Genomic DNA, 23,491 nt, shown 5'->3' on the forward strand with positions numbered 1-23,491 from the left:
AGAATGCGGTCATCCTCAACGTGCAGGGTAGTACAGCAATGCAGCAATCGACTTCCACCGGCAAGCGCGGCAAGCGCTTCGCCAGTGCGGCGGAGGCCCTGCAAGGGGTGGTCGCCGATGGCCAGACGCTGGCCGTGGGCGGCTTCGGCCTGTGTGGCATTCCCGAGGCACTGATCGCCGCGCTGCGCGACAGCGGCGCCAAGGGCCTGACCGTGATCTCCAACAATGCCGGCGTCGATGGTTTCGGCCTGGGCCAGCTGCTGGAAACCCGCCAGATCAGCAAGATGATCTCGTCCTACGTGGGCGAGAACAAGGAGTTCGAGCGCCAGTTCCTGGCCGGCGAGCTGGAGCTGGAATTCAATCCGCAGGGCACCCTGGCCGAGCGCCTGCGTGCCGGCGGCGCGGGCATCCCGGCGTTCTTCACTGCCACCGGCTACGGCACCGTGGTGGCCGAGGGCAAGGAAACCCGCGAGTTCGACGGCAAGCACTACGTGATGGAGACCGCGCTGCGTGCCGATGTCGCGCTGGTCAAGGCGTGGAAGGCCGACGAAGCAGGCAACCTGGTGTTCCGCAAGACCGCGCGCAACTTCAACCCGGCCTGCGCGATGGCCGGCAAGGTCTGCATCGTGGAAGTGGAGGAGGTGGTGCCGGTCGGCGCCATCGATCCGGACCAGGTGCACCTGCCCGGTATCTACGTGCATCGCATCGTGCACAACCCGCATCCAGAAAAGCGTATCGAACAGCGCACCATCCGCGCGGAGGGCAACTGACATGGCGTGGACCCGCGATGAGATGGCGGCACGCGCCGCCCGCGAACTGACTGATGGCGCCTACGTGAACCTGGGCATCGGCCTGCCGACCCTGGTTGCCAACCACATCCCCGAAGGCGTGGACGTATGGCTGCAGTCGGAGAATGGCCTGCTCGGTATCGGCCCGTTCCCGACCGATGCCGAAGTCGATGCCGACCTGATCAACGCCGGCAAGCAGACCGTGACCGCACGCGCCGGTGCCAGCTACTTCGGCAGCCACGACAGCTTCGCGATGATCCGCGGCGGCCACGTCAACCTGGCCATCCTCGGCGCCATGCAGGTCACCCACAAGGGCGACCTGGCCAATTGGATGGTGCCCGGCAAGATGGTCAAGGGCATGGGCGGCGCGATGGATCTGGTGGCCGGCGTGCAGCGCGTGGTGGTGCTGATGGAGCACACCGCCAAGAACGGCGAGCACAAGATCCTGGCCGAATGCACGCTGCCGCTGACCGGCGTGGGCGTGGTCGACCGCATCATCACTGACCTGGCGGTGTTCGACGTGACTGACAAGGGCCTGTTGCTGGTGGAAGCGGCGCCGGGCGTCAGCGATGACGAGTTGAAGGAAAAGACGGGCGTAGCCTTTCAGCGCTAGTCCTGAGGGCTCGCGCTGACTGTACCGCGTCCGGTGAACGCGTCTTCGGTGGCGAGTTGGGCAAGTACAAGGTCGGCATTCCATCGACCACTGCCCAGACATTGGAGTGGAACCTGGACGCCCTCGGCGTCCAGGTTCAGCTCGGCGATGTCCTCATGGAGCGTATGGCAGGTTTCTTCGATGAAGGTCAGCGTCCCGGTATGGACCTCGGCGAGGATCTCCAGGGCAGCCGTTGGAAGTTCAACGGAACCGAAGCGGGGCGTATTCAGGCCCTCGCTGCTTTCAGTGAAGCCGTTGAACTGGCCGTGCGGAGCTGCCAGCAGTGACTCCAGCAGCAGGTCGTTGGCAAGGATGGGGGAGTCTGTTTCGTTGCCGCCATTGCGGCCGTCGAAGTACCGTGCCTCGGCCCAGCCCTGCGATGCCAGTGCGCTGGCGCCTGCGCGCAGGGCCATATAGCAGCCGCCCAGTGGTGTGCCGAGCAGGCGCGCGAGGTTGCGCTGGATGCTGCCGGCGTAGCCCACGTCGATCACCATTGGCGTCGATGAGCCGACGGTACGGGCCCAGTACGCCTGATAGACCTTGCGATGGCGGGCAGCCAGCGACAGAAGTGCATCCCTGACCGGGTGCAGCCAACGCTGTACCTCGTCGGCCATTTCCGGCAGAAAGACGTCGCGTTCCATCAGCGCCGGCTGCAATGCCGCCACCCGTGCCACGGCATCTTCGCCGAGTCGTGCCTGCAGCAGGCCGCGCAGCGACCCGTTGAACGTACCCTGCATGAGCAGTGCAAGATCTGAGGCATCGAGCTGTGCGGGCAGCAGCGTCGCCCGACGCGACGCCAGAAAATAGGTGCTCTTGATCCTGGCGGCGAACGGGTGTGCGGCCTGCAGCCGGGTGAATGCCTGCTCCAGCAGATAGCCTTCGCGGCTCAGGAACAGCAGGTGGTCCACCTCGCGGCGGCGAGCTACGTCGATGATATGCAGCAGGAAGTCCAGGACCAACGGGCCGAGTACCGTATAGCCCAGCGTATGTGCATCGAGCTGGGGACGACCGAGCAGCCGCTGCGGAGAGGTGTCGGCGATCGCAGCGAAGCTGTTTGCCAGCAGGCCGCGCCAAAGCTGCTCAGACCATGGTGCCTGGGTGCCCTGGGGATGGCGGAGCGGGCGAAGGCCCGGTACGACGTCCAGCAGGGTGGCCGGCCGCAGCACGTGCACGGGCGTAAGCAGGCCGCCCAGCTGCGGCATCTGGATGTCGGCGTGTTCGTTGTCACCCACATGTAGCCAGCGGCCATCTTCGCGCCCTTCCTGACGCGCCAGCTGCTTCCAACTGTCGGCAGAGTCCTTGCGCAGGCCGGTCTCGCAGGAAATCCACCACCGCGAGATGAGCTGCTGCACTCGATCGGGCAGGACCTGCCGCATGTCCTCGCTGGATAGATACATGTCGGAGAACGCCGTCAGCGAAGTCAGCTTTGCATCTACAAGCGCTGTCAGCAGACCTTGCCGCGGCCGGAGTATCGCGCACTCATGCATTCGCTCGGCATTGGCAAGCATGCTCGCATCCACGCCAGGCAACGCGAGGCGCCCGGCAAGCTCGATGTGGATCTCGGAGAGGGAGGGGTCCCGCTGCAAGATTTCACGCAGGCAGCTTTCCGCATCGGCGCGATGCCGGGAGAAATCGCATATGCCCCATTGCCGCTCCAGTCGCCAAGCGAGATGCTCGCGGGCCGCGGCGGGTGTCAGGAACACGCGGGTGACCAGCGTATCGAAAATATCGACCGTGACCATGCGTGCGTCCAGCGCGGCTAGCGTCAAACGGTCAGACAGGCCGGTTTGAAGTGCCTCGCCGACATTACGTTCACCTTCGGCAGCAAGTGCCAGGCGACCATCGGGTGGCAGGATGCCCAAGCGGAACCCCTGGTGGCGGGCGATGACGCCAAACAGGCGCTCGACGGCGTGCTGCAGCGTTCCATCCACCTGGCCCTGTTCCACGGGGAAGGCATCCAGTGGAAGGTTCAGATCGTACAGCGGTCGCAGCGCATCGACTCGCGCCCAGAACATCGAGCCGGCGGGGAAGTCTATGTAACGCTGCGCATCCAGGGCGATTCCAAGTTTCTGCGCGAGTGCGTCGCACGCGGGGCCATTGCTCAGCCAAGTGTGTGCCCAGAGTGGAACACCGTCGTAACTTTCAGGATAGACCAGGCCCAGCTGTGGGTCGGCCTGGAAGGTGCCCAAGATCCAAGCGATGCGCTCACGTGAGCCCAAAAGGCTGTCTAACAGGTAGTGGCGCCACGTCTGCTGTTCGCTACCGGTATAGAGCGATTTCTTGGTGTGAATGTGGCACACCAGATCCAGTGCCTTGATCTCTTCGCGGAACGTTACTAATAGTGGAGCGATGTCGCGACCACGATTCTGGACCTGGCGGACAAGGAGGGTCTGGACGTTCGGAAGGCGCCCGAATGCTTCACGTGCCTGCGCTTCGGCTGCAGCGTCCATCACCGAGACCAGCAAGGTAAAGCGCAGTGGCATACGCGAGAGCGTGGTGGCGAACTCGTTGATCAGGTCTGGATAGAACACGTGCGCCATCACGCCCACACTCAACCGCAGCTGTTCCAGGGGGATCGGCACAGGCAGCGCAGGCGTATCGAAGGGTTCGCTGGCGCGGGTGCGGACGACGCTGGCCGAGCGCAGGCGCGCAATGAAACCGCGCACGCCCATTGCATGAACTACCTTCAGTGCGCGGAGCAGCACCGATCCCAGTCCAGCCATGCCACCGCCGTGGCGCTGCACCGACCGTCGCGCGGTGGCGAGATAGCGCCCCAGGCTCATGACTGGCCTCTGCGGGGCTGTGGAAGAGGCGGCAGGGGGGAGGGGCACGGCATCAGGTGCATTGGGCAGTGGCGCTGAAATGTCCCGTCATTCTCCGGTTTGCGCCTGAATCGAGCAAATCAGGCATGCTCGCTGTTGCTCCTGTCCAGTACCCGGCCCAATGCTGTTTCCTCCTGATCTGCCTGACGCTGATGTCCGTCATCTATCGGGCTGGCTGCCCGCTGGCAAGGCCGCTGCATTGCTGCTGACTCTGCAGGCCGAAGTCCCCTGGGAAGTCCACCGCATCCGCATGTTCGGCAACTGGGTGGATTCGCCGCGGCTGAGCTGCTGGATCGGCGATCCGCAGGCGCGCTACCGCTATTCGGGGGCTGAATTCGTGCCGCACTTCTGGCCACCCGCGTTGCAGGCCATGCGTGATCGCCTGCAGGTGGAGGGCCTCGGCCGCTTCAACAGCGTGTTGCTGAACCGCTATCGCGGCGGCGGTGATTACATGGGCTGGCACAGCGATGACGAGCCGGAGCTGGGGCCGGCCCCGGTGATTGCTTCGCTGAGCCTGGGCGCGGCGCGGCGCTTCCTGCTACGCCGGCGCGATGACCCGGCGCGGAAGGCCGAGTATCTGCTCGGCCACGGCGATCTGCTGGTGATGGCCGGTCAGACCCAACAGTTCTATCAGCACGCGCTGCCGAAGATGGCGCGGGTGCAGGGCGAGCGGATCAACCTGACGTTTCGCTGGATTACGCCGCGCTGATCGATCAGTGTGCGATGGTCGGCTGGTCGGCCTGCCCGCTGGTCAGCGTCCAGCCCACCATCTCCTGTGCCAGCTGCTGCAGGCCGCGCTCGAAGGCCGCGGTCACCGCCGGTACGTCGGTGCTGCCGACCGGCTGCGCCTGGCGGAAGGTGCGGTCAGCCACCACGCGCTGGTCGGCGACGTGGATCAGCTTGGCGTTGACCTCGATCACCACCGTCGGCGTGGCCTGTCCCTGGTAATCCGATTCGAAGCGGCGCACGTCGGTGGACAGCTTGTAGTCGGCGCGGATGCCGGCGGTGCTGCGCGCCACGCCGCGGATGCGGCCGGAATCCTCGAAGCCGCGCAGCAGGGTGTCCTCGATCATGTCGGTGGCCGGCTGGGCCCAGCTGGCGCCCTTGTAGATCTCCAGCTGCGACGGCGTCGGCCGCACGTTGATGCGCGGACTGTCGACCATGCGCGCGGCGCTGGGTTTGGCCAGTACCAGCTGCCAGCTGGCCTGTGGCCACGCCGGGTCCGCCTTGACCTGCACGGACGGCGAGTACAGCGTCACTGCGGTTTTCTCGCTGCTGCCAAGGATGGAGCAGCCGCCCAGCAGGGTGACCATCGAAGCGGCCAGCAGCAGGCGCGGAAGGGTGGTCGGGCTCATTTGGGTTCGAACTCCTTCGGTGCGTCGCGGCCCAGCAGGTAGCGCGCGGGGTTGTTCTCGAGGCGGTCGCTGACCCGGCGCAGGTCGCGGATCAGGCCGCGCAGTTCGGTCAGCGTCGGGCCCAGCTGGCCGAGGCCATCGTTGGCGAAGCTGTTGATGGCAGCGCGGTTCTCGCCAAGGATCGAATCGGCGTTGCCTGCGGCCGAATCAAGCTTGGCCAGAGTGCCGTCGAGCTTGTCGATGATGCCCGGCAGCTGCTGCACCAGGTTCTTGTCCAGGCGCTCGATGGTGCCGTTGGTGGTCTTCAGCGTGGTGTCCAGGCTGCGGGCGGCGTCGCGCGCGCTGAGCAACAGCGCCTGCGTGCCCTGGTCACGGTCGGCCAGACCACCACTGATTGTTTCCAGGTTGGCCAGTGTCGCGTTGATCGAAGCCACGTTGCGGTCGCTGAGAATCTGGTCCATGCGCTCGACGATGCGGTTGGCGACGTCGGTGATGTTCTGCAGCGCCGACGGCGTGGTCGGGATGATCGGCGCCGGGTCCTTGTTGACCGTGGTCAGCGCCGGCGACTGTGGCGTGCCACCGCTGAGCTGGATGATCGACGGGCCGGTCAGGCTGGTGATCGCCAGCTTGGCGCGGGTATCGGTCTTGACCGGCGTGTTGGAGTTCAGGCGGATGCGCGCGACCACCTGGCGCGGGTCGTCCGGTACCAGGTTCAGTTCGGTGATCGAGCCCACCGCGATGCCGTTGTACTGCACCGGGCTGCCCACCGACAGCCCGGTCACCGCTTCGCGGAACACCACGCGGTATTCCTGCCAGGTGCGGTCGGAAGAGTACTTGGCGGCCCACAGGCCGAAGGCCAGCAGGGCCAGGCCGGTGATCAGGGTGAACGCGCCGATCAGCACGTAGTTGGCTTTGGTTTCCATGGCTCAGGCACTCTCGATCTGTTCGCCACGCGCGGCACGCGCGCGGGGTCCGTGGAAGTATTCCTGGATCCACGGATGATCCAGTTTCTCGATGTCAGGCAAGGGCGCGTTGGCCACCACCCTGCGGTCGGCGATCACCGCGACCCGGTCGCAGATCGCGTACAGCGTGTCCAGGTCGTGGGTGATCAGGAACACGGTCAGTCCCAGCGCTTCCTGCAGGGTCTTGATCAGGCGGTCAAATGCAGCCGCACCGATCGGGTCGAGGCCTGCGGTCGGTTCGTCCAGGAACAGCAGCGGCGGATCCAGCGCCAGCGCTCGGGCCAGGCCGGCGCGCTTGCGCATGCCACCAGACAACTGCGAGGGCAGCTTGTTGATCGCATCGGCGGGCAGGCCGGCCAGCTTCACCTTCAGCAGCGCCAGCTCGTAGTGCCAGCGCTCGGGCAGTTCGCGATGGTGCTCCTTCAGTGGCACCTGCACGTTCTCGCCCACGGTCAGCGAGGAGAACAGGGCACCGTCCTGGAACAGCACGCCGGTGTTGCGCTCGATGTGCAGGCGGCTCTCGGTATCGTCGGCACGCGCGTCGCGGCCGAGCACTTCGATCTGCCCGGCATCGGGCACGCGCAGGCCGAGGATCGAACGCATCAGCACCGATTTGCCGGTACCCGAACCACCCACCACGCCCAGGATCTCGCCGCGGCGCACGTCCAGGTCCAGGTCCTCATGCACGGTCTGGCTGCCGAAGCGGTTGACCAGCCCGCGCACGCGGATGGCCAGCTCGTGGCCGTTGTCGTCCTGCATGGGAATTTCTTCGGGCGTCGCATGCGTGCTCATGTCACCAGTCCATGTGCATGAACCACAACGCCGCGAAGGCGTCGATGATGATCACCAGCGAGATGGTCTGCACCACGCTGGAGGTGGTGCGTTCACCGACCGACTGCGCCGTGCCCTCCACCTTCAGGCCTTCCAGACAGCCGATCAGGCCGATCACCAGTGCGAACACCGGCGCCTTCGACAGGCCGACCAGCATGTGCCGCACTTCCATCGTCTCGTGCATGCGCGCGATGTACATCTGCGGCGGAATATCCAGGTCGAACGCACCCACCGTGATGCCGCCGGCCAGACCGGCGACCATGGCGATGAAGGTCAGCAGGGGCAGGGTGACCAGCAGCGCCAGCAGCCGTGGCAGCACCAGCAGGTCGATTGGATCCAGGCCCAGAGTGCGCATCGCATCGATTTCCTCGCGCGCTTTCATCGCACCGATCTGCGCGGTGAAGGCGCTGGCGGTGCGGCCGGCCAGCACGATCGCGGTCAGCAGTACCGCGAATTCGCGCAGGAAGGCGATGTTGACCAGTTCGACCACATAGATCTCGGCGCCGAAGTCGCGCAGGATGGTCGAGCCGAGGAAGGCGATCACCGCGCCAACCAGGTAGGACAGCAGTGCCACCAGCGGTACCGCATCCAGCCCGACCTGCTCCATCTGGTGCACGGTGGCGGTCAGGCGGAAACGGCGGGGTTCCTTGACCAGGCGCGCGGCCTTGACCAGGTTCTCGCCGAGGAAACTGCACAGCGCCTTGATGTTGTGGCCGGTGGCATGGACGCTGACACCCAGCCGTTCCAGGGCGGCCAGCACGCCGAAATCGCGCTTGGGCTTGGGCCGGTCGTCGGCCACTTCCTCGATGGTGCACACCAGCGCCTGATGGTCCGGGCGGAACTTCAGTGCGTCTTCGCCGAGGTCGGCACGGTGGGCTACGCGCAGCACCTGCAGCACGCCGGCCGAATCCATCTTCTCGATGGCGGTGGCATCGATGCCGGTCAGCGTGTCGGGAACGCCGCGCAGCACTTCGGCCGCGGCCAGCGCGGTCTTCAAGGTCCAGGTGCCGGACAGGCGGATCACGCCCGGGTCATGGGCATCCTGTTCGAGCTGGGGGGCGTGGTTCGGGGTCACTTGGGCCATTCGGGTCGCAGCATAACCGTTCTGTATTGGGCATCGCGTCGAACTCGGATGAATTTCTCCGGTAAGGCCCAGCCTAGGTAATACTACGGCGCATGTCCGCAGACGCTCACACGATCCCCACGCCCCAGGCCACCTACGCGCAGCGCGTGGCCTTCGTTTCCGAGATCGCCGGACGCCTGCACAGCTATGGCACAACGGCCCAGCGCCTGGAAACGGCAGTGGTGGCACTGGCCCGCCAGCTCGATCTGGATTGTGAACCGTGGTCGAATCCCACCGGTATCATCCTCAGCTTCAGCGACCCTGCGCAGGCGATCGGCTCCAGTGACATCACCCGCGTGATCCGCCTGGCCCCCGGTGAGAACGACCTGCACAAGCTCAGCGTGGCCGACCATATCGCCGAGGAAGTGGCCAACGGGCGGATGAGCATCGCCCAGGGCCACACCGCGCTGCGCCAGCTGGACAAGGATCCGGGTCGGCGCGGCAAGCTGCGCACCATCCTTTCGTTCACCCTCGGCGCGGCCGGCGTGGCCGGCATGTGGAAGCTGCCGTGGCTGGACATTGCCACCGCCGGTGTCATCGGCCTGATGATCGGCCTGCTCGGCATGGTCACCGACCGTCGCCCGGCCACCCGCGAAGCCGCCGAGGCACTGGCTGCGCTGCTGGCCGGCCTGGTCGCCACCCTGGTGGCGTCCTTCATCGGCGCGCTCAACCTCAACACGGTGATCATCGCCTCGCTGGTGGTGCTGCTGCCCGGCATGTCGCTGACCAATGCGGTCAATGAACTGGCCAGCCAGCACTGGGTGTCGGGTACCGCGCGCTTTGCCGGCGCGCTGACCACCATCATGAAGCTCAGCGTCGGCGCGATGATCGCGGTGACCCTGGCCGACGTGCTCGGGCTCGATCCGGTGATCCGCGCCACGCGGCCGCAGGGGCCGTGGGTGGAGTGGGGCTCACTGCTGACCGCGGCGTTTGCCTTCGCGATGCTGTTCAAGGCCAACCGCCGCGATTATCCGTGGGTGATCGCGGCCTCGGTCGCTGGTTATGCGATCTCCAAGTTCGGTGGCCACGCCTGGGGCGCGCCGGCTGGCATCTTCCTGTCGGCGATGCTGCTGACCGCCGGTGGCAATCTGTTCGGCCGCCTCGTCGGCCGCCCGGGCGCAATCATCCGCCTGCCCGGCATCATCATGATGGTGCCCGGCAGCACCAGCCTGCGCGGCGTGCTGACCCTGGTCCAGCAGCAGGACGTGGGCGCCGGCCAGAGCGTGTTCCTCACCGTGCTCAACGTGGTGATGGCGCTGGTCGCTGGCCTGCTGTTCGGCAACCTGCTGATGCCGGCCCGCAAAACCCTGTAATCGCCCTCTGGGCTGCTTCCTGTGGGTGTGGACCGTTGGTCCACACACCTTTCCTTTCCGGGGAATGAAAAACGCCGGCTTTCGCCGGCGTTTTTCATTGCATCCCGATCCGGCCTCAGGCCTTCTTGATCAGGAAATCTTCCGGCTTCTTGTTGCCCTTGGCGGTCAGCTCGGCCATCCAGCGCGGCTGCTTGCCACGGCCGGTCCAGGTTTCCTTCGGATTGGCCGGGTTGCGGTACTTCGGCGCAACCTTGCCCAGCTTGCGGCCAGCGGTCTTCGACGGTGCCTTGGCGACCTTGGCCACCTTGCGCGCGCGCGGGGCCGGGGCGTCGCCGAACAGTTCCTCGATGGTGTAACCCTCGGTCTTGGCCAGCTTGGTCAGCTGTGCCCGGACCTTGGTGATCGGCCGGCGCTTGGCGACGATGGTCTGCTGTTTCTTGGCGGTGCGGATCAGGGCGCCCAGCTCGCGTGCCGACAGGCCGGTCAGGTCAATGCTCATTTACGGTTACTCCGGAAACTAATAAGTGGACGGGACGAGCCAGTCCCTGGCGTCGCGGGACAGAATAAAGATGAATTAATCCCAGCACAAATGCAGACCGGTCATGGCCTGGCAGCATCCCGGCTGCATTGCGTCGATTTTGACCGGATTATGTCCGCTGCAATATTGCTCAAATGGGCGTCAGGCAAAAAAAAAGACCGGGGCATGCCCCGGTCTTTTCATGATCAACCCTGCAGGCGCTGCAGCAGGGTGGCCTTGTCCAGGCTTTCCGCTTCGCTGGCGCGGCGCGAACGGTACTCGTAGGTGCCGGCGGCCAGGCCACGTTCGCTGACCACCACGCGGTGCGGGATGCCGATCAGTTCCATGTCGGCGAACATCGCGCCCGGGCGCAGGCCACGGTCGTCGAGTGCCGCGTCCAGGCCCGCATCGCGCAGCTCCTGCAGCAGGTTGGCCGCGGCGTCGGCCACGGCGGCGTCGCCCTTCGGATTGATCACGCATACCACCACCTGCCACGGCGCCATCGCGTCCGGCCAGATGATGCCGGCATCGTCATGGTTCTGTTCGATCGCGGCAGCCACCACGCGCGAGATACCGATGCCATAGCAGCCCATCGCCATCACCGCGGCCTTGCCGTTCTCGTCCAGAACGGTGGCATCCAGCGCTTCGGCGTACTTGCGGCCGAGCTGGAACACGTGGCCGACTTCGATGCCACGGGCGATCTTCAGTTCACCACCGTCCAGCGCACGGTCACCGGCACGCACGTTGCGGATGTCGGCCACTTCCGGTTCCGGCAGGTCGCGGCCCCAGTTGACGCCAGCCAGGTGGAAACCGGCTTCGTTGGCGCCGACGACGAAGTCGGACATCGCCGCCACTTCGCGATCGGCCACCACGCGGATGGCCTTGGCCGGGGCGACCGGGCCGAGGAAGCCCGGCACGCTGCCCAGGTGCTCGGCGATTTCCGCCTCACTGGCGAAGCGCTGTTCGTCCAGGCCGGCAACCTTGGCCAGCTTGATCTCGTTGACCTCATGGTCGCCGCGTACCAGAAGCAGCACGAACTGCTGTGCCTTGCCTTCGCCGGCGATCAGCGCCACCGATTTCACCGTGCGCTGCAGGTCGATGCCGAGCAGCGCCGCGACATCCTCGCAGGTCTTCTGGGTGGGGGTATCGACCTTGCGCATGGCTTCGCTGGCGGCCGCACGCGGTGCCGGATCGGCAGCGATCGCCGCTTCCATGTTGGCCGCGTAGTCCGAACCGGTGGAGAACACCAGCGCGTCTTCGCCGGAATCGGCGATGACGTGGAACTCCTGCGAGGCATCACCGCCGATCGCGCCGGAGTCGGCCTGTACCATGCGGAAATCCAGGCCGAGTCGGGTGAAGATGCGGCTGTAGGCCGACTTCATGTTCTCGTACTCGCGCACCAGGCACTCATCGTGCAGGTGGAACGAATAGGCGTCCTTCATCAGGAACTCGCGCGAACGCATCACGCCGAAGCGCGGACGGATCTCGTCGCGGAACTTGGTCTGCACCTGGTAGAAGTTCACCGGCAGCTGCTTGTAGCTGGACAGCTCGCTGCGCGCGAAGTCGCAGGCGGCTTCTTCGGCGGTCGGGCTGTAGCAGAACACCTGGTCCTTGCGGTCCTTGATCTTCAGCAGCTGTGGGCCGAACTTCTGCCAGCGCCCGGTCTGCTCCCACAGTTCCTTCGGCTGGATGGTCGGGATCTGGAATTCCACGGCACCGGCGCGGTCCATTTCCTCGCGCACGATGCGCTCGACCTTGCGCAGCACGCGCAGGCCCAGCGGCGACCAGGTGTACAGGCCCGATGCCAGCTTGCGGATCATGCCCGCGCGCAGCATCAGCCGGTGGCTGGTCAGCTCGGCGTCGCTGGGGGTTTCCTTGGTGGTGTGCAGGTGGAACTGGGAGAGGCGCATCGTCGGCTTCGGATAACGGCAGAGACGCCTATTCTGCCAGCCCGGCCGGGGGGAGGGGTATCGGCAGGGCTGCGCCCTGCACCCGCCTCAAGCAACGTCAACTGCAACAGCAACAGCAACAGCAACAGCGGGTCTCCCGTGGTAGGGCGGGATGGGTCCGGTTGCGGGGGGCGCCGTAAATACGTCCCTGTGGCTCGGTCGCGCCATCGATGGCGCTCACGCCCCCGCAACCGGACCCACCCCGCCTTCGACAGTTTTCCGCGATCTGTCGCCCTTTTGTAGGGCCGAGCCATGCTCGGCTGCTGTTCGATCAATTCTCGAAATATTCAATTTCCATGGAGATTCATCCACGCATGGCGTGGATCTACTGACCACCGGGAATCTGTCGGGGGTGGGGCGGTGTCGGATTGCGGGGTGTCAGCCGCATGGATGCGGCTGCCAAGCCTACAGGGACGTACTTGCGGCGTCCCCGCACTCCGACACCGCCCCGCCATTCCACGGAATGCCCGCTTTTGACGTTGCCCTTGCCATTGCCTCTGCGGGTGCAGGGCTGCATGCCCTGCCGATACCCTTACTCTGCCGGGCAGTAGGCCTTGATGGCGGCTTCAGCCAATCCCTTCTGCGCGCTGCGCTGCTCCGGAGCCAACGCGGTATCGGCCTTGCCATCACCATCGGTGTCCTGCATTACCTGGCCGCCGCCGTCCAGCAGGGCCAGGTTGGCGCGGGCGGTGCTGCACTGCTCGGGCACCGGCGCGGCCGGGGTCTCGGCGCTGGCCGCCGCCTGGGGACTGCGCGCCTGCGCCCGGGTCTCGAACTTCCTGCCCGCCGGCGGGGTCTCCGAATACTGGGTCACGCCATTGGCGTCCTTCCATTTGTAGACCGGGCCGGCCACGGCGTTGGCACTGGCCAACAGCAGCAGGCATCCAAGGCAGGACAGGGCACGCATGGCAAACTCCACGGAATGGGCGTAGAACGCCGATTGCAGCATTGGCGCCGAGCACTGGCAAGTCGATTAAACTGGATTCCATGGACCCGATCACACCGCCGCCGCGTTCGCGCACGATTTACCTGCTGCCCAACCTGTTCACCACCGCCGGCCTGTTTGCTGGCTTCTACGCGATCATCGCCGCGGCCAACGGGGACTTCGTCAACGCCAGCATCGCCGTGTTCGTGGCGGCGGTGATGGATGGCCTGGATGGGCGCGTGGCGCGCCTGACCGGCACCAGCAGCGAATTCGGCGTGCAGTACGACTCGCTGGCCGACCTGGTCAGCTTCGGCATGGCCCCGGCGCTGGTGATGTACCACTGGTCGCTGTCGTGGCTGAAGTTCGACGACCCGCTGCTGGGTCGCGTCGGCTGGGCCGTGGCCTTCCTGTATGCCGCCTGCGCGGCGCTGCGCCTGGCCCGCTTCAATACCCAGGTAGCGGTGGTCGACAAGCGCTGGTTCGTCGGCCTTGCCAGCCCGGCCGCGGCCGGCCTGATGATGTCCTTCGTCTGGGCGTTCGCCGATGGCAACCTGGGCTGGGACGGCAACCAGCTGCGCTACGTGGCGCTGGCGGTGACGATCATCGCGGCGCTGCTGATGGTCAGCCGCATCCGCTTCTGGAGCTTCAAGGGCGGCGGCGCCAAGGGCACCCGCTCCGACCGCGTGCCGTTCCTGGTGCTGGCCCTGGTGCCAGTGGCGATCGCCATTGCGGTCATCGACCTGCCGCGCGTGCTGTTCGCGGTGGGCATCCTGTACGTCTTGTCGGGCCCGGTGATGTGGGCCGTGCAGCGCCTGCGCAAGAAGCCCGAGGCCGCGTGAGCGAGGACCTGCCCGTGCTGTGGTCACCGGCCCAGCAGGCCTGGCTGCAGGCCATGGGCTATACCGTCTATCACGACGGCCAGCTGGCCGCCGAGCTGGATGCCGCGCTGCAGCTGAGCGTGGCCGACGCCGAGGCGGCTGCCACACCAGCGGCGGAGCAGGCGCGGGCGCCAACCGCACCCGCGCGCGAACCTCTGGCTGCGGCCGCACCGGTTTCCCGCCAGGAACGCCCGGCGCCAGCGCGTCGCGAGACCCCGGTCAGCGCACCGGACACCGCGCCCGCGGCTGCCCGGCCGCTGCCTGGCGGCAATGCCCGGCAGCCGGTGGTGCGCCTGCCGGATCGCCTGCAGATCGCCTTGCTGCGCGCGTCCGGCTGCAATCCCAATGATCCGGCCACGCAGGCGCTGATGGACAGCTGGCCGCTGGACCAGCTGCGTCAGGACCCGGCCGCCAAGCGCGCGCTGTGGCCGCAGCTGCGCGCCCTGCGCAAGCGGGGTGCGCCATGAGTGCGGTCAGCCAGCCCGGTCCGGTCAGCCTGCGCGCGCTGCGCGAGAGCGACCTCAACGCGGTGATGGCGATTGAAGTACGCGGCTATCCGTTTCCCTGGACCCGCGGCATCTTCGTCGACTGCCTGCGTGCGGGCTATCCGGGCCTGGCCATGGAGCGTGATGGCCAGCTGATCGGCTATGGCGTGCTCAGCATCGCGGCCGACGAGGCCCATGTGCTGAACGTCTGCATCGATCCACTGACGCAGTCGCGTGGGCTCGGACGTCAGTTGCTGCGCGCGCTGGTACAGCTGGCCGGCGACCGGGGTGCGCAGCGTGTGTTCCTGGAAGTGCGTCCGTCCAACACACCCGCGCTGGCCTTGTACCACAGCGAAGGCTTCAACGAGATCGGTCGCCGCCCGCGTTACTACCCGGCCGCACAGGGCCGCGAAGACGCGGTGGTGATGGCGATCGAACTGGTCGACGGCGACCTGCAGGCGATGCCGCCGCTGTAACGGAGCAGGGTTGCCGGCCAGCGGCCGGCACTACCGATGGATCTCCGCTGTCATCGACACGTCACCTGCCGTGGTAGGTGCCAACCTTGGTTGGCACGCTTTCCTCACGCCAGCCGCAGTGCCAACACACCCCCGACGATCAACGCCGCCGCCAGCCAGCGCGCGCGCGGAATCCGTTCGCGCAGCAGGAACACCGAGATCAGCAACGCGAACAGGATCGACGATTCGCGCAACGCCGAGACCATCGCCACCGGCGCCTGGGTCATTGCCCACAACGCCATCGCATACGAGGTGGTGGTGCCGACGCCACCGGCCAGCCCCAGCGGCCAGTGCTGCCGCGCATAGTCCAGCACCGCGCCGCGGCGCGTGTACAGCGCCCACAGTGGCAGTGGAATGCCCGACAGCAGGAACAGCCACAACGTATAGCTGAGTGCGCTGCCGGACTGACGCGCGCCCTGCGCATCGACCAGCGTGTAGGTGGCGATCATCGCCGCGGTCAGCAGCGGCAGGCGCAGCTGGCCGCCGCGCGCGCCCAGCGCCATGCACAGGATGCCGGTGCTGACCAGCACCACGCCCAGCCACGCCGCAGGCGGCAGCTGCTCACCGAGCAGGGTGCCCGCCAGCGCGACCAGGATCGGCGCGCTGCCACGCATCAGTGGATAGGCCAGGCTCATGTCGACCTGCTGGTAACAGCGTGCGACCAGGCCGTAGTAGGTCACCTGCAGCAGCACCGACGCGCCCAGCCACGGCCAGCTGTGCGCGGCGGGAAATGGCAGGAAGGGCAGGCCGGCAGCCGACAGCAGCGCGGCACTGCCGGTCACCAGTACGGTGCCGAGGAACTTGTCCGGCCCGCGCTTGACGATCGCGTTCCAGCTGGCGTGCAGGGCTGCAGCGGCGAGAACCAGCAGGAAGATGGAAAGCGGCATCCGCCGATGATGCCATGCGCGGGAAATGTAGAGTCGAGCCATGCTCGACTGCTGTCATGAGTCGAGCACGGCTCGACTCTACAAAAGGAAACGCCGGGCAATACCCGGCGTTTCCCTGCGCTTACAGCTTCGCGCGCTGCTCGCGCAGGCCGGCCAGCTGGGTGTTCCAGTCGACCAGGCGCACGCGTTCCTGCTCGACCACCGCCGGCGGCACCTTGTCGGTGAACTTGGCGAGCTTGGTTTCGCTCTTCTCCTGCTCGCCTTCCACGCGCTTGATCTCCTTGTCCAGGCGGGCACGCTCGGCGTCGAGATCGACCAGGCCTTCCAGCGGCACCAGCAGCTTCAGTTCACCGACGATCGCGGCGGCAGCCGGCGGTGCACTTTCGCCTTCAGCCAGCCACTGGATGCTGTCCAGCTTGAGCAGGAACGACAGCGAGGCGCTGAAACGTTCGATGCGCACGCGGTCCTGCTCCAGACCGGCCTGCAGGCGCAGCGGCACCAGCTTGGACGGCGCGACGTTCAGCTCACTGCGCACGCGGCGCACCGCACTGATCACCGCCTTCAGCCATTCCACGTCGGCCTCGGCCTGGGTGAAATCACCGGCGAATTCGGCGGCGGTCGGGTAGGGGCGCAGCGACAGCGTGGTTTCGGCCAGGCCCAGGCGCGGGGCCAGCTGCTGCCACAGCTGTTCGGTGATGAACGGTGTGAGCGGGTGCAGCAGGCGCAGCAGCGCTTCCAGCACGTACAGCAGAGTGTGGCGGGTGCTTTCGGCGTCGGCGGCATCGGCACCATTCAGTGCCGGCTTGCTCAGCTCCAGGAACCAGTCGCAGAACTCGTTCCAGGCGAACTCGTACAGGCACTGCGCCAGCAGGTCGAAGCGGTAGTTGGCGTAGTGGCCCTGCGCCTCGGTGGACACCGCCGCCAGGCGCGCAAGGATCCAGCGCTCGGCATCGGTGCGCGGCGTCGGCACGCCGGTGAACGTTGCACCCTCGGTGTTCATCAGGGTGAAGCGGCTGGCGTTCCACAGCTTGTTGCAGAAGTTCTTGTAGCCCTCGGCGCGGTTCATGTCGAACTTGATGTCGCGGCCGTGGGTGGCCAGCGCGGCGATGGTGAAGCGCAGCGCATCGGCACCGTGGGCAGCAATGCCGTCCGGGAATTCCTTGCGGGTGGCCTTCTCGATCTTCTCCACCATCTTCGGCTGCATCAGGCCGCCGGTGCGCTTGGCGACCAGATCGTCGATGGTGATGCCGTCGATGATGTCCAGCGGATCGAGCACGTTGCCCTTGCTCTTGGACATCTTCTGGCCCTGGCCGTCGCGGATCAGGCCGGTGAAGTAGACGTCCTTGAACGGGATCTTCCCGACCAGGTTGTCGGTGGCCATGATCATGCGCGCCACCCAGAAGAAGATGATGTCGAAGCCGGTGATCAGCACCGACGACGGCAGGTAGCGGTCGAAGCCGCGCTCGGCCATGGCCTGTTCGTTCGGCCAGCCCAGGGTGGAGAACGGCCACAGCTGCGAGGAGAACCAGGTCTCCAGCACGTCGCTTTCCTGGTTCAGCACCACGTCGCTGCCCAGGTTGTGCTTCGCCCGCACTTCCTCTTCGCTGCGACCGACGTAGCAGCTGCCGGTGGCTTCGTCGAACCACGCCGGAATGCGGTGGCCCCACCACAGCTGGCGGCTGATGCACCAGTCCTGGATGTTGTTCATCCAGTGGCGGTAAGTGTTGATCCAGTTCGGCGGCACGAAGGAAATGCTGCCGTCTTCGACCAGCTCCAGGCCACGCTTGGCCAGGTTGTCCATCTTCACGAACCACTGGTCGGTCAGGTACGGCTCGATCACCTGGCCGGTACGGTCGCCGCGCGGCACCTGCAGCTTGTGCGCCTTGGTCTCGACCAGGATGCCCAGGTCTTCCAGCTCGGCCAGCACGGCCTTGCGCGCGGCGTAGCGGTCCAGGCCCTGGAAACGCTCCGGCGCGTTTTCGTTCAGCGCCGCCACCGGGGTGAACAGGTTGATCATCGGCAGGCTGTGGCGCACGCCCACTTCGTAGTCGTTGAAATCGTGCGCCGGGGTGACCTTGACCACGCCGGTGCCGAAGGCACGGTCCACGTAGTCGTCGGCGATCACCGGGACGCGGCGGCCGGTCAGCGGCAGCACCACGCTCTTGCCGATCAGATGTGCATAGCGCTCGTCTTCCGGGTGCACCATCACCGCGGTATCGCCCAGCAGGGTTTCCGGGCGGGTGGTGGCGACGACCAGGTAGTCGCGGGTTTCGCGCAGGGTTTCCACGCCGTCGGCATCGCGCTCGACGTGTTCGTAGCTCAGGCCCTCATCCAGCGTGTAGGCGATCGACCACAGGAAGCCGTCTTCCTCGGCGCTTTCCACTTCCAGGTCGGAAATGGCGGTCTTAAGCACCGGGTCCCAGTTGACCAGGCGCTGGCCGCGGTAGATCAGGCCCTGCTCGTACCAGCGCACGAAGGCCTCGTTGACCGCCGCCGACGGCTGCGGGTCCATGGTGAAGGTGCTGCGCGACCAGTCGGCGGAGGTGCCGAGGCGGCGCATCTGGCGTTCGATGGTGTCGCCGGACTGCTGCTTCCACTCCCAGACCTTGCCGATGAAGCCTTCGCGGCCCAGCGAATCGCGGGTCTCGCCCTTGCCTTCCAGCGCCAGGTTGCGGCTGACCACCATTTCGGTGGCGATGCCGGCATGATCGGTACCGACCTGCCACAGCGTGTCGTAGCCACGCATGCGGTGGTAGCGCACCAGCGCGTCCATCAGGGTCTGCTGGAAGGCGTGGCCCATGTGCAGGGTGCCGGTCACGTTCGGCGGCGGCAGCAGGATGGTGTAAGGCTCGCCCGTGCCGGACGGCTTGAAGTGGCCGGCCTTCTCCCAGGCCTCGTAGAGGTCGGTCTCGAAGGACTTCGGGTCGTAACTGGAGGCGAGTTGGGTCATGCGGGGGAACCGGTAATCAAGGCGGAAGGGAGATCAGCGCGGCCCGAGGGCGCGCCGGATCTTCTGGTCGGTGTGGTACTGGCTGACCGCGTAGGCGGCCCAGATGGCGGCGGGCAGCCAGCCGATCAGGGTGATCTGCAGGATCAGGCAGACAATGCCGGCAAACGGCCGGCCGATGGTGAAGAAGGACAGCCAGGGAAGAATCAGGGCGATCAACAGGCGCATCAAGGGGTCCTCGCTGGACTTACATGTCGTGCTTGTTCAGGTCGTAACCGGCGGTCTTGTACTGGCGCCAGCGTTCGCGCAGCGGTTCGCGCGCTTCCGGGTCGGCCGGAACCACTTCCAGCACGCGCTCGCACTCGCCCAGCCAGGGTTCATCACGCAGGTTGATCACCAGCGGGCGCGCCGGTGCCTCGGTGCCCGGCACGGCGATCAGCACCAGGGCTTCTTCCTCGTCCATGTCCTCGCCGGCGATCTGGTGCGGGATGTAGGCATCGTTGTCGAACGCCCACAGCAGTTCGTCCAGCTCCTCGGCCTGGGCCTGGTCGCGGGCCAGCACCAGGGTGAACAACCCGGCGTCGTTGGCCTTGCGCGCCAGCTCGCAGACCAGGCGCAACGGCTCGGTCAGGAAGCGGGGCTTGGCGATCAGGTAGAAGTCGGCGCGGGGCATGGCAGGGTCCGGGTCAGGCAGGGGCCCGGCAGTGCCGGGCGAGGCCCTGGCCGGCGGGGCCGGCCAGGGTCGGGTACGGCATCAGGCGCGGGCGGCCTGGTCCAGCAGCCACTGGCTCAGCAGGCCGACCGGGCGGCCGGTGGCCATGCCACGCTTGCCTTCATCGCTGGCCACGCCGGCGATGTCCAGGTGGGCCCAGCGCTGGCCTTCGGCGAAGCGCGACAGGAAGCAGCCAGCGGTGATCGCGCCGGCCCAGCGGCCGCCGATGTTGTAGACGTCGGCGAAGGTCGAATCCAGCATCGGCTGGTACTCGTCCCACAGCGGCAGGCGCCAGGCGCGGTCGAACACCTGCTCGCCGGCGGCCAGCAGCTCGTTGGCCAGGTCGTCGTGCTTGCTCATCAGGCCGGCGGTCTGGTGGCCCAGGGCGACCATGCAGGCGCCGGTCAGGGTGGCGACGTCGACCAGCGCGGCCGGCTCGAAGCGCTGCGCGTAGGTCAGCGCGTCGCACAGGATCAGGCGGCCTTCGGCGTCGGTGTTGCCGACTTCGATGGTCTTGCCCGACATCGAGGTGATCACGTCGGACGGGCGGTAGGCGTTGCCATCGATGGCGTTTTCCACCGCCGGCACCACCACCACCAGGTTCAGCGGCAGCTTGGCCTTGACCGCAGCGACGAAGGTGCCGATGACGTTGGCGCCACCGCACATGTCGTACTTCATCTCTTCGATGCCGCCCTGGGTCTTCAGGTTGACGCCACCGGTATCGAAGGTGATGCCCTTGCCGACCAGCACGTACGGCTTGGCGTCGCCGCCATTGTTCCACTTCAGTACGACCAGGCGCGGGCGGTTGGCCGAACCACGGGCCACGGCCAGCAGCGAGCCCATGCCCAGCGCTTCCATCTGGTGCTCGTCGAGGATCTCGGCTTCGGCACCGTCGTGCTCGCCGGCGAACTTCACACCCACTTCGGCCAGATGGGCCGGGGTGCAGTAGTTCGGCGGCAGGTTGCCCAGCTCGCGGGCGAACTCGACACCGGCGGCGATGGCCTGGCCCTGGGCCAGGGCCTGCGCGTCGTCACCGGCGATGGCCAGCTGGGCCAGGCCGGCGTCGTCGGCCTTCTTCTTGCCCAGGGTGGCGGTGTAGCGGTACGCGGCGTGATCGGCGGCGATCACCGCCTGGCGGATCGCCCAGGCCGCGTCGCGGTCCTTCACCGCCACTTCGGACAGGGTGAACAGTGCGCTGCGGGCAGCACCGGCCTTCAGCGCGCGCACGGCGTCGCCGACGGCCTTCAGGTACTGCGGCACGCCGAAACGGGCGACTTCGCCGAGGCCGACCACCAGCACGCGCGGGGCGGTCACGCCCGGCAGGTCATGCAGCAGGGTGGTGGCGCCGGTCTTGCCGGACAGGTCGCCGCGCTGGGCCAGGGCGGCCAGGCGGCCACCGCTGGCGGCGTCCAGGGCCTGTGCGGCCGGGGTCAGGGTATGGTCGGCATACGCGCCAACCACCAGGCAATCGACGGTGGCGGCGGCCGGAGCAACGTGGTTCAGGGTGAATTCGAGGGCCATTGAGCAGATTCCATTGGCGAGTCCGTACAATCGCAGGCCGTTTACGCCCAGACAGTAGACTGGGCGGCACCGCGAACGAACCCCAGAGTTTAAACCACCGCCCCATGCTGAAGCTCGACCGATACCTGCTGGGCGATTTCGTCCAGAGTTTCCTGGCTACCCTGATCGTCCTGCTGGTGGTCAGCGTGGGCGGCGTGCTGGTGGACATCCTCGGCAACATCGCCGACGGGCGCCTGCCGGCCAAGCTGCTGTTCTCGCAGCTGGGCCTGCAGTTCATCGCCTACCTGCCGCTGATCCTGCCGCTGGCGCTGATGCTGGGCCTGCTGCTGGCCATCGCGCGCCTGTACCGCGACTCGGAAATGGCAGTGATCACCGCCATTGGTGTCGGCCCCAAGCGACTGCTGCGGCCACTGCTGATGCTGGTGGTGCCGGTGGTGGCCCTGGTGGGCGCCTGCTCGCTGTGGCTGGGCCCGTGGGCCGGCCGGGTGGCCGAGCAGATGATCATCGAGGCCAACCGCAGCGTGCTGATGGCCGGTCTGGAGCCGGGCCGCTTCACCCCGCTGCCCAATGGCGGCGTGGTCTACCTGTCCTCGATCTCGCCCGATGGCACCCAGCTGGGCAAGGTGTTCCTGCAGCGCCAGAAGGATGACCGCCTGGAGGTGGTGTCGGCCAATGGCGGCCGCATGTTCTTCGAGGGCACCCGTCAGCGCTTCCTGGAGTTGGATGACGGCCACCAGGTGGAAGGGCCGGTGGCTGGTGGCCTGGACTACCGCCTGGCGACCTTTGCCCGCAATGACGTGGCCCTGCCCGATGGCGCGCAGACCCGCACCGAGGATGACCCGGAACTGATGCCGACCCTGCAGCTGATCGGCGATGAGCGTCCGCAGGCGCAGGCGCAGCTGCACCGCCGCCTGGCGCCGCCGCTGATCGCGCTGGCGTTCGCCCTGCTGACCGTGCCGCTGGGCCGCAGCTCGCCGCGCCAGCAGCGCTACGGCCGCATGATGCTGGCGCTGATGGCCTACATGGTCGGCACCAATCTGATGTTCATCGGCAGCGGCTGGATCGCCAACGGCAAGATCCCCCCTGCGCTTGGCCTGTGGTGGTTGACCCTGCCGTTGCTGGCGCTGGCAATCTGGATGTATGCACGTGATGGCCGCCTGGGCCGCCCGAAGGGAGCCCGCGCATGAGGCTGCGCCCGATGCGTTTCGACCTGTACCTGGGCCGGTCGGTGTTCACCACGGTGCTGCTGACCTGGGCCGTGCTGGTCGGCCTGGACGTGGTGATGGCGTTCTCCGGCGAGTTCAAGGACATCGGCAAGAACGGCTACACGCTGGGCCATGCCGCCGCCTGGGTGCTGTATACGGTGCCACGCCGCGCCTACACCATGTTCCCCACCGCCGCGGTGATCGGTGCACTGATGGGCCTGGGCCAGCTGGCAGCGACCTCGGAGCTGACCGCGCTGCGTGCGCTGGGCCTGTCGCGCAAGCGCCTGAGCGTTTCAGTGGCGATTGCGCTGTCGCTGCTGACCGCGGTGATGGTGTTCAGCGCGGAGACCCTGGGCCCCTGGGGCCAGGACCGCGCCGATGCGTTGAAGTCCAGCGCCAAGTGGGGGCGGGATATCGCCACCAGCCGCTACTCGGGCCTGTGGGCACGCGAGGGCGATACCTTCCTCAACGCGCAGAGCGGCGAGGAGCAGCTGGTCGGCGACAAGGGCACGCGCCTGATCCTGCGCGACGTGCGCCTGTACCGCATCGCCGAGAACGGGGGCATCGCCTCATTGACCCATGCCGACACCGCCGAGCATGACAAGGATGGCTGGGTGCTGACCGGGGTACGTCGCGATACCTTCGGCGAGCGCTCGGCGACCCGCCAGGAAATCGCGCGCGAACCGTGGAATTCGAAGCTGGATGCGGCCGCATTGGCCACCGGCATCGCCAAGCCGCGCAACCTCAGCCTGGCCGAACTGAGCACCAGCATCACCTACCGGCAGCGCAACGGGCTGGACGCGCGTGACTTCGAGGACGTGTACTGGAGCCGCTGGTTCTACCCGTTGAACGTGCTGGCGCTGTGCCTGGCGGCGGTGCCGTTCGCGTTCGGTTCGCTGCGCAGCGGCGGCATGGGCAAGCGCCTGTTCCTGGGCATCCTGTTCGCGCTGGGCTTCTGGCTGCTGCAGCTGTTCTTCGGCCGCATGGCCGGCGCGCTGAAGTTCGATTACCGCATTGCCTATGCGCTGCCACCGATCGTGATGCTGGCGGTGTCCGGACTGCTGTTCCGGCGCAAATCGGGTTGATTCCCAAGGAGCCGGGCAA

General features: G+C 66.8%; 22 protein-coding genes. 9 read left to right on the forward strand and 13 right to left on the reverse strand.

Translation table 11 applies throughout. The features are described from left to right. Window positions 1-38: 38 nt before the first annotated feature. Together ACZK33_RS02800 and ACZK33_RS02805 are read left to right on the forward strand one after the other, a co-directional pair. On the forward strand, window positions 39-770 hold the full coding sequence (locus ACZK33_RS02800) for a CoA transferase subunit A (RefSeq protein WP_329914227.1): 732 nt from the start codon (window positions 39-41) through the stop codon (window positions 768-770). A 1-nt stretch (window position 771) separates the two neighbouring features. After that, window positions 772-1,401: a CoA transferase subunit B gene (locus ACZK33_RS02805; RefSeq protein WP_164162097.1), complete on the forward strand. Its 630-nt coding sequence runs from the start codon at window positions 772-774 to the stop codon at window positions 1,399-1,401. Here the strand turns inward: ACZK33_RS02805 and ACZK33_RS02810 are convergent. Continuing rightward, window positions 1,398-4,223, reverse strand: a complete 2,826-nt coding sequence (locus ACZK33_RS02810) for a rhamnan synthesis F family protein (protein WP_263469183.1) — start codon at window positions 4,221-4,223, stop codon at window positions 1,398-1,400. The genes ACZK33_RS02805 and ACZK33_RS02810 overlap by 4 nt on opposite strands. Before the next feature lie 160 nt (window positions 4,224-4,383). Between ACZK33_RS02810 and ACZK33_RS02815 the strand changes: the two genes are divergently transcribed. Beyond that, on the forward strand, window positions 4,384-4,971 hold the full coding sequence (locus tag ACZK33_RS02815) for an alpha-ketoglutarate-dependent dioxygenase AlkB family protein (protein ID WP_423174487.1): 588 nt from the start codon (window positions 4,384-4,386) through the stop codon (window positions 4,969-4,971). Window positions 4,972-4,975: 4 nt separating this feature from the next. Here ACZK33_RS02815 and ACZK33_RS02820 read toward each other — a convergent pair whose 3' ends face one another. The 4 genes from ACZK33_RS02820 to ACZK33_RS02835 are packed head-to-tail and all read right to left on the reverse strand — an operon-like array spanning window position 4,976 to window position 8,494. Beyond that, on the reverse strand, window positions 4,976-5,617 hold the full coding sequence (locus ACZK33_RS02820; RefSeq protein WP_121504841.1) for an ABC-type transport auxiliary lipoprotein family protein: 642 nt from the start codon (window positions 5,615-5,617) through the stop codon (window positions 4,976-4,978). Continuing rightward, on the reverse strand, window positions 5,614-6,540 hold the full coding sequence (locus ACZK33_RS02825) for an MlaD family protein (protein WP_014035909.1): 927 nt from the start codon (window positions 6,538-6,540) through the stop codon (window positions 5,614-5,616). The genes ACZK33_RS02820 and ACZK33_RS02825 overlap by 4 nt, the downstream gene beginning before the upstream one ends. Before the next feature lie 3 nt (window positions 6,541-6,543). Then, complete coding sequence (locus tag ACZK33_RS02830) at window positions 6,544-7,371, reverse strand: ABC transporter ATP-binding protein (RefSeq protein WP_423174488.1); 828 nt, start codon at window positions 7,369-7,371, stop codon at window positions 6,544-6,546. 1 nt (window position 7,372) lies between these two features. Further along, the gene (locus ACZK33_RS02835; RefSeq protein ID WP_032127999.1) at window positions 7,373-8,494 is read right to left on the reverse strand and encodes an ABC transporter permease; all 1,122 of its coding nucleotides are present in this window, start codon (window positions 8,492-8,494) and stop codon (window positions 7,373-7,375) included. Between the two features lie 92 nt (window positions 8,495-8,586). On the opposite strand from ACZK33_RS02835, the gene ACZK33_RS02840 reads away from it, so the two are divergent. Continuing rightward, complete coding sequence (locus tag ACZK33_RS02840; RefSeq protein WP_049398420.1) at window positions 8,587-9,846, forward strand: threonine/serine exporter family protein; 1,260 nt, start codon at window positions 8,587-8,589, stop codon at window positions 9,844-9,846. Window positions 9,847-9,961: 115 nt separating this feature from the next. Here the strand turns inward: ACZK33_RS02840 and ACZK33_RS02845 are convergent, their stop codons facing one another. From ACZK33_RS02845 to ACZK33_RS02855, 3 genes are all read right to left on the reverse strand, one after another. Beyond that, window positions 9,962-10,345, reverse strand: coding sequence for an H-NS histone family protein (locus ACZK33_RS02845; protein WP_005415203.1), 384 nt, complete (start codon window positions 10,343-10,345; stop codon window positions 9,962-9,964). 224 nt (window positions 10,346-10,569) lie between these two features. Continuing rightward, a complete protein-coding gene (locus tag ACZK33_RS02850) occupies window positions 10,570-12,273 on the reverse strand; it encodes a proline--tRNA ligase (protein WP_032128001.1) in 1,704 nt (567 codons plus the stop codon). Window positions 12,274-12,844: 571 nt separating this feature from the next. Continuing rightward, window positions 12,845-13,219 (reverse strand): DUF4124 domain-containing protein, encoded by a 375-nt coding sequence (locus tag ACZK33_RS02855; RefSeq protein WP_049400296.1) that lies wholly within the window; start codon window positions 13,217-13,219, stop codon window positions 12,845-12,847. 80 nt (window positions 13,220-13,299) lie between these two features. On the opposite strand from ACZK33_RS02855, the gene pssA reads away from it, so the two are divergent. From pssA to rimI, 3 genes are read left to right on the forward strand one after another with little or no spacing between them, the layout of a single operon-like run. Further along, entirely contained in the window at window positions 13,300-14,076 is a 777-nt protein-coding gene (pssA, locus tag ACZK33_RS02860; protein ID WP_423174490.1) for a CDP-diacylglycerol--serine O-phosphatidyltransferase, read from the forward strand. Continuing rightward, window positions 14,073-14,582, forward strand: a complete 510-nt coding sequence (locus ACZK33_RS02865; RefSeq protein ID WP_423174491.1) for a hypothetical protein — start codon at window positions 14,073-14,075, stop codon at window positions 14,580-14,582. Before pssA ends, ACZK33_RS02865 begins: the two co-directional genes overlap by 4 nt. Next, window positions 14,579-15,076: a ribosomal protein S18-alanine N-acetyltransferase gene (gene rimI / locus ACZK33_RS02870; protein ID WP_032128003.1), complete on the forward strand. Its 498-nt coding sequence runs from the start codon at window positions 14,579-14,581 to the stop codon at window positions 15,074-15,076. The genes ACZK33_RS02865 and rimI overlap by 4 nt, the downstream gene beginning before the upstream one ends. A gap of 104 nt (window positions 15,077-15,180) precedes the next feature. On the opposite strand, the gene ACZK33_RS02875 is transcribed toward rimI, so the two are convergent. The 5 genes from ACZK33_RS02875 to ACZK33_RS02895 form a co-directional block, all read right to left on the reverse strand. Further along, the gene (locus ACZK33_RS02875) at window positions 15,181-16,002 is read right to left on the reverse strand and encodes an EamA family transporter (protein ID WP_049461825.1); all 822 of its coding nucleotides are present in this window, start codon (window positions 16,000-16,002) and stop codon (window positions 15,181-15,183) included. Window positions 16,003-16,123: 121 nt separating this feature from the next. After that, complete coding sequence (locus ACZK33_RS02880) at window positions 16,124-18,952, reverse strand: valine--tRNA ligase (protein ID WP_423174492.1); 2,829 nt, start codon at window positions 18,950-18,952, stop codon at window positions 16,124-16,126. 33 nt (window positions 18,953-18,985) lie between these two features. Then, window positions 18,986-19,177, reverse strand: coding sequence for a YqaE/Pmp3 family membrane protein (locus tag ACZK33_RS02885; RefSeq protein WP_012510005.1), 192 nt, complete (start codon window positions 19,175-19,177; stop codon window positions 18,986-18,988). A 19-nt stretch (window positions 19,178-19,196) separates the two neighbouring features. Then, on the reverse strand, window positions 19,197-19,622 hold the full coding sequence (locus tag ACZK33_RS02890) for a DNA polymerase III subunit chi (RefSeq protein WP_032128006.1): 426 nt from the start codon (window positions 19,620-19,622) through the stop codon (window positions 19,197-19,199). An 81-nt stretch (window positions 19,623-19,703) separates the two neighbouring features. Next, complete coding sequence (locus tag ACZK33_RS02895) at window positions 19,704-21,182, reverse strand: leucyl aminopeptidase (RefSeq protein WP_329810708.1); 1,479 nt, start codon at window positions 21,180-21,182, stop codon at window positions 19,704-19,706. Between the two features lie 104 nt (window positions 21,183-21,286). Here ACZK33_RS02895 and lptF point away from each other — a divergent pair, with 104 nt between their 5' ends. Continuing rightward, a complete protein-coding gene (gene lptF, locus ACZK33_RS02900) occupies window positions 21,287-22,369 on the forward strand; it encodes an LPS export ABC transporter permease LptF (RefSeq protein WP_032128008.1) in 1,083 nt (360 codons plus the stop codon). After that, window positions 22,366-23,472 carry an LPS export ABC transporter permease LptG gene (lptG, locus tag ACZK33_RS02905; protein ID WP_032128009.1) on the forward strand — a complete coding sequence of 369 codons (1,107 nt, stop codon included), beginning with the start codon at window positions 22,366-22,368 and terminating at the stop codon, window positions 23,470-23,472. The genes lptF and lptG overlap by 4 nt, the downstream gene beginning before the upstream one ends. Window positions 23,473-23,491 lie beyond the last annotated feature (19 nt).

Source organism: Stenotrophomonas sp. 86156_Sma (assembly GCF_056481625.1).

What these genes read in the sequence shown, in the direction of transcription:
- ACZK33_RS02800 (WP_329914227.1), top strand. Translation starts at nt 39, where the DNA reads ATGCAGCAATCGACTTCCACCGGCAAGCGCGGCAAGCGCTTCGCCAGT.
- ACZK33_RS02805 (WP_164162097.1), top strand. Translation starts at nt 772, where the DNA reads ATGGCGTGGACCCGCGATGAGATGGCGGCACGCGCCGCCCGCGAACTG.
- ACZK33_RS02810 (WP_263469183.1), bottom strand. Translation starts at nt 4,223, where the DNA reads ATGAGCCTGGGGCGCTATCTCGCCACCGCGCGACGGTCGGTGCAGCGC.
- ACZK33_RS02815 (WP_423174487.1), top strand. Translation starts at nt 4,384, where the DNA reads ATGCTGTTTCCTCCTGATCTGCCTGACGCTGATGTCCGTCATCTATCG.
- ACZK33_RS02820 (WP_121504841.1), bottom strand. Translation starts at nt 5,617, where the DNA reads ATGAGCCCGACCACCCTTCCGCGCCTGCTGCTGGCCGCTTCGATGGTC.
- ACZK33_RS02825 (WP_014035909.1), bottom strand. Translation starts at nt 6,540, where the DNA reads ATGGAAACCAAAGCCAACTACGTGCTGATCGGCGCGTTCACCCTGATC.
- ACZK33_RS02830 (WP_423174488.1), bottom strand. Translation starts at nt 7,371, where the DNA reads ATGAGCACGCATGCGACGCCCGAAGAAATTCCCATGCAGGACGACAAC.
- ACZK33_RS02835 (WP_032127999.1), bottom strand. Translation starts at nt 8,494, where the DNA reads ATGGCCCAAGTGACCCCGAACCACGCCCCCCAGCTCGAACAGGATGCC.
- ACZK33_RS02840 (WP_049398420.1), top strand. Translation starts at nt 8,587, where the DNA reads ATGTCCGCAGACGCTCACACGATCCCCACGCCCCAGGCCACCTACGCG.
- ACZK33_RS02845 (WP_005415203.1), bottom strand. Translation starts at nt 10,345, where the DNA reads ATGAGCATTGACCTGACCGGCCTGTCGGCACGCGAGCTGGGCGCCCTG.
- ACZK33_RS02850 (WP_032128001.1), bottom strand. Translation starts at nt 12,273, where the DNA reads ATGCGCCTCTCCCAGTTCCACCTGCACACCACCAAGGAAACCCCCAGC.
- ACZK33_RS02855 (WP_049400296.1), bottom strand. Translation starts at nt 13,219, where the DNA reads ATGCGTGCCCTGTCCTGCCTTGGATGCCTGCTGCTGTTGGCCAGTGCC.
- pssA (WP_423174490.1), top strand. Translation starts at nt 13,300, where the DNA reads ATGGACCCGATCACACCGCCGCCGCGTTCGCGCACGATTTACCTGCTG.
- rimI (WP_032128003.1), top strand. Translation starts at nt 14,579, where the DNA reads ATGAGTGCGGTCAGCCAGCCCGGTCCGGTCAGCCTGCGCGCGCTGCGC.
- ACZK33_RS02875 (WP_049461825.1), bottom strand. Translation starts at nt 16,002, where the DNA reads ATGCCGCTTTCCATCTTCCTGCTGGTTCTCGCCGCTGCAGCCCTGCAC.
- ACZK33_RS02880 (WP_423174492.1), bottom strand. Translation starts at nt 18,952, where the DNA reads ATGACCCAACTCGCCTCCAGTTACGACCCGAAGTCCTTCGAGACCGAC.
- ACZK33_RS02885 (WP_012510005.1), bottom strand. Translation starts at nt 19,177, where the DNA reads ATGCGCCTGTTGATCGCCCTGATTCTTCCCTGGCTGTCCTTCTTCACC.
- ACZK33_RS02890 (WP_032128006.1), bottom strand. Translation starts at nt 19,622, where the DNA reads ATGCCCCGCGCCGACTTCTACCTGATCGCCAAGCCCCGCTTCCTGACC.
- ACZK33_RS02895 (WP_329810708.1), bottom strand. Translation starts at nt 21,182, where the DNA reads ATGGCCCTCGAATTCACCCTGAACCACGTTGCTCCGGCCGCCGCCACC.
- lptF (WP_032128008.1), top strand. Translation starts at nt 21,287, where the DNA reads ATGCTGAAGCTCGACCGATACCTGCTGGGCGATTTCGTCCAGAGTTTC.
- lptG (WP_032128009.1), top strand. Translation starts at nt 22,366, where the DNA reads ATGAGGCTGCGCCCGATGCGTTTCGACCTGTACCTGGGCCGGTCGGTG.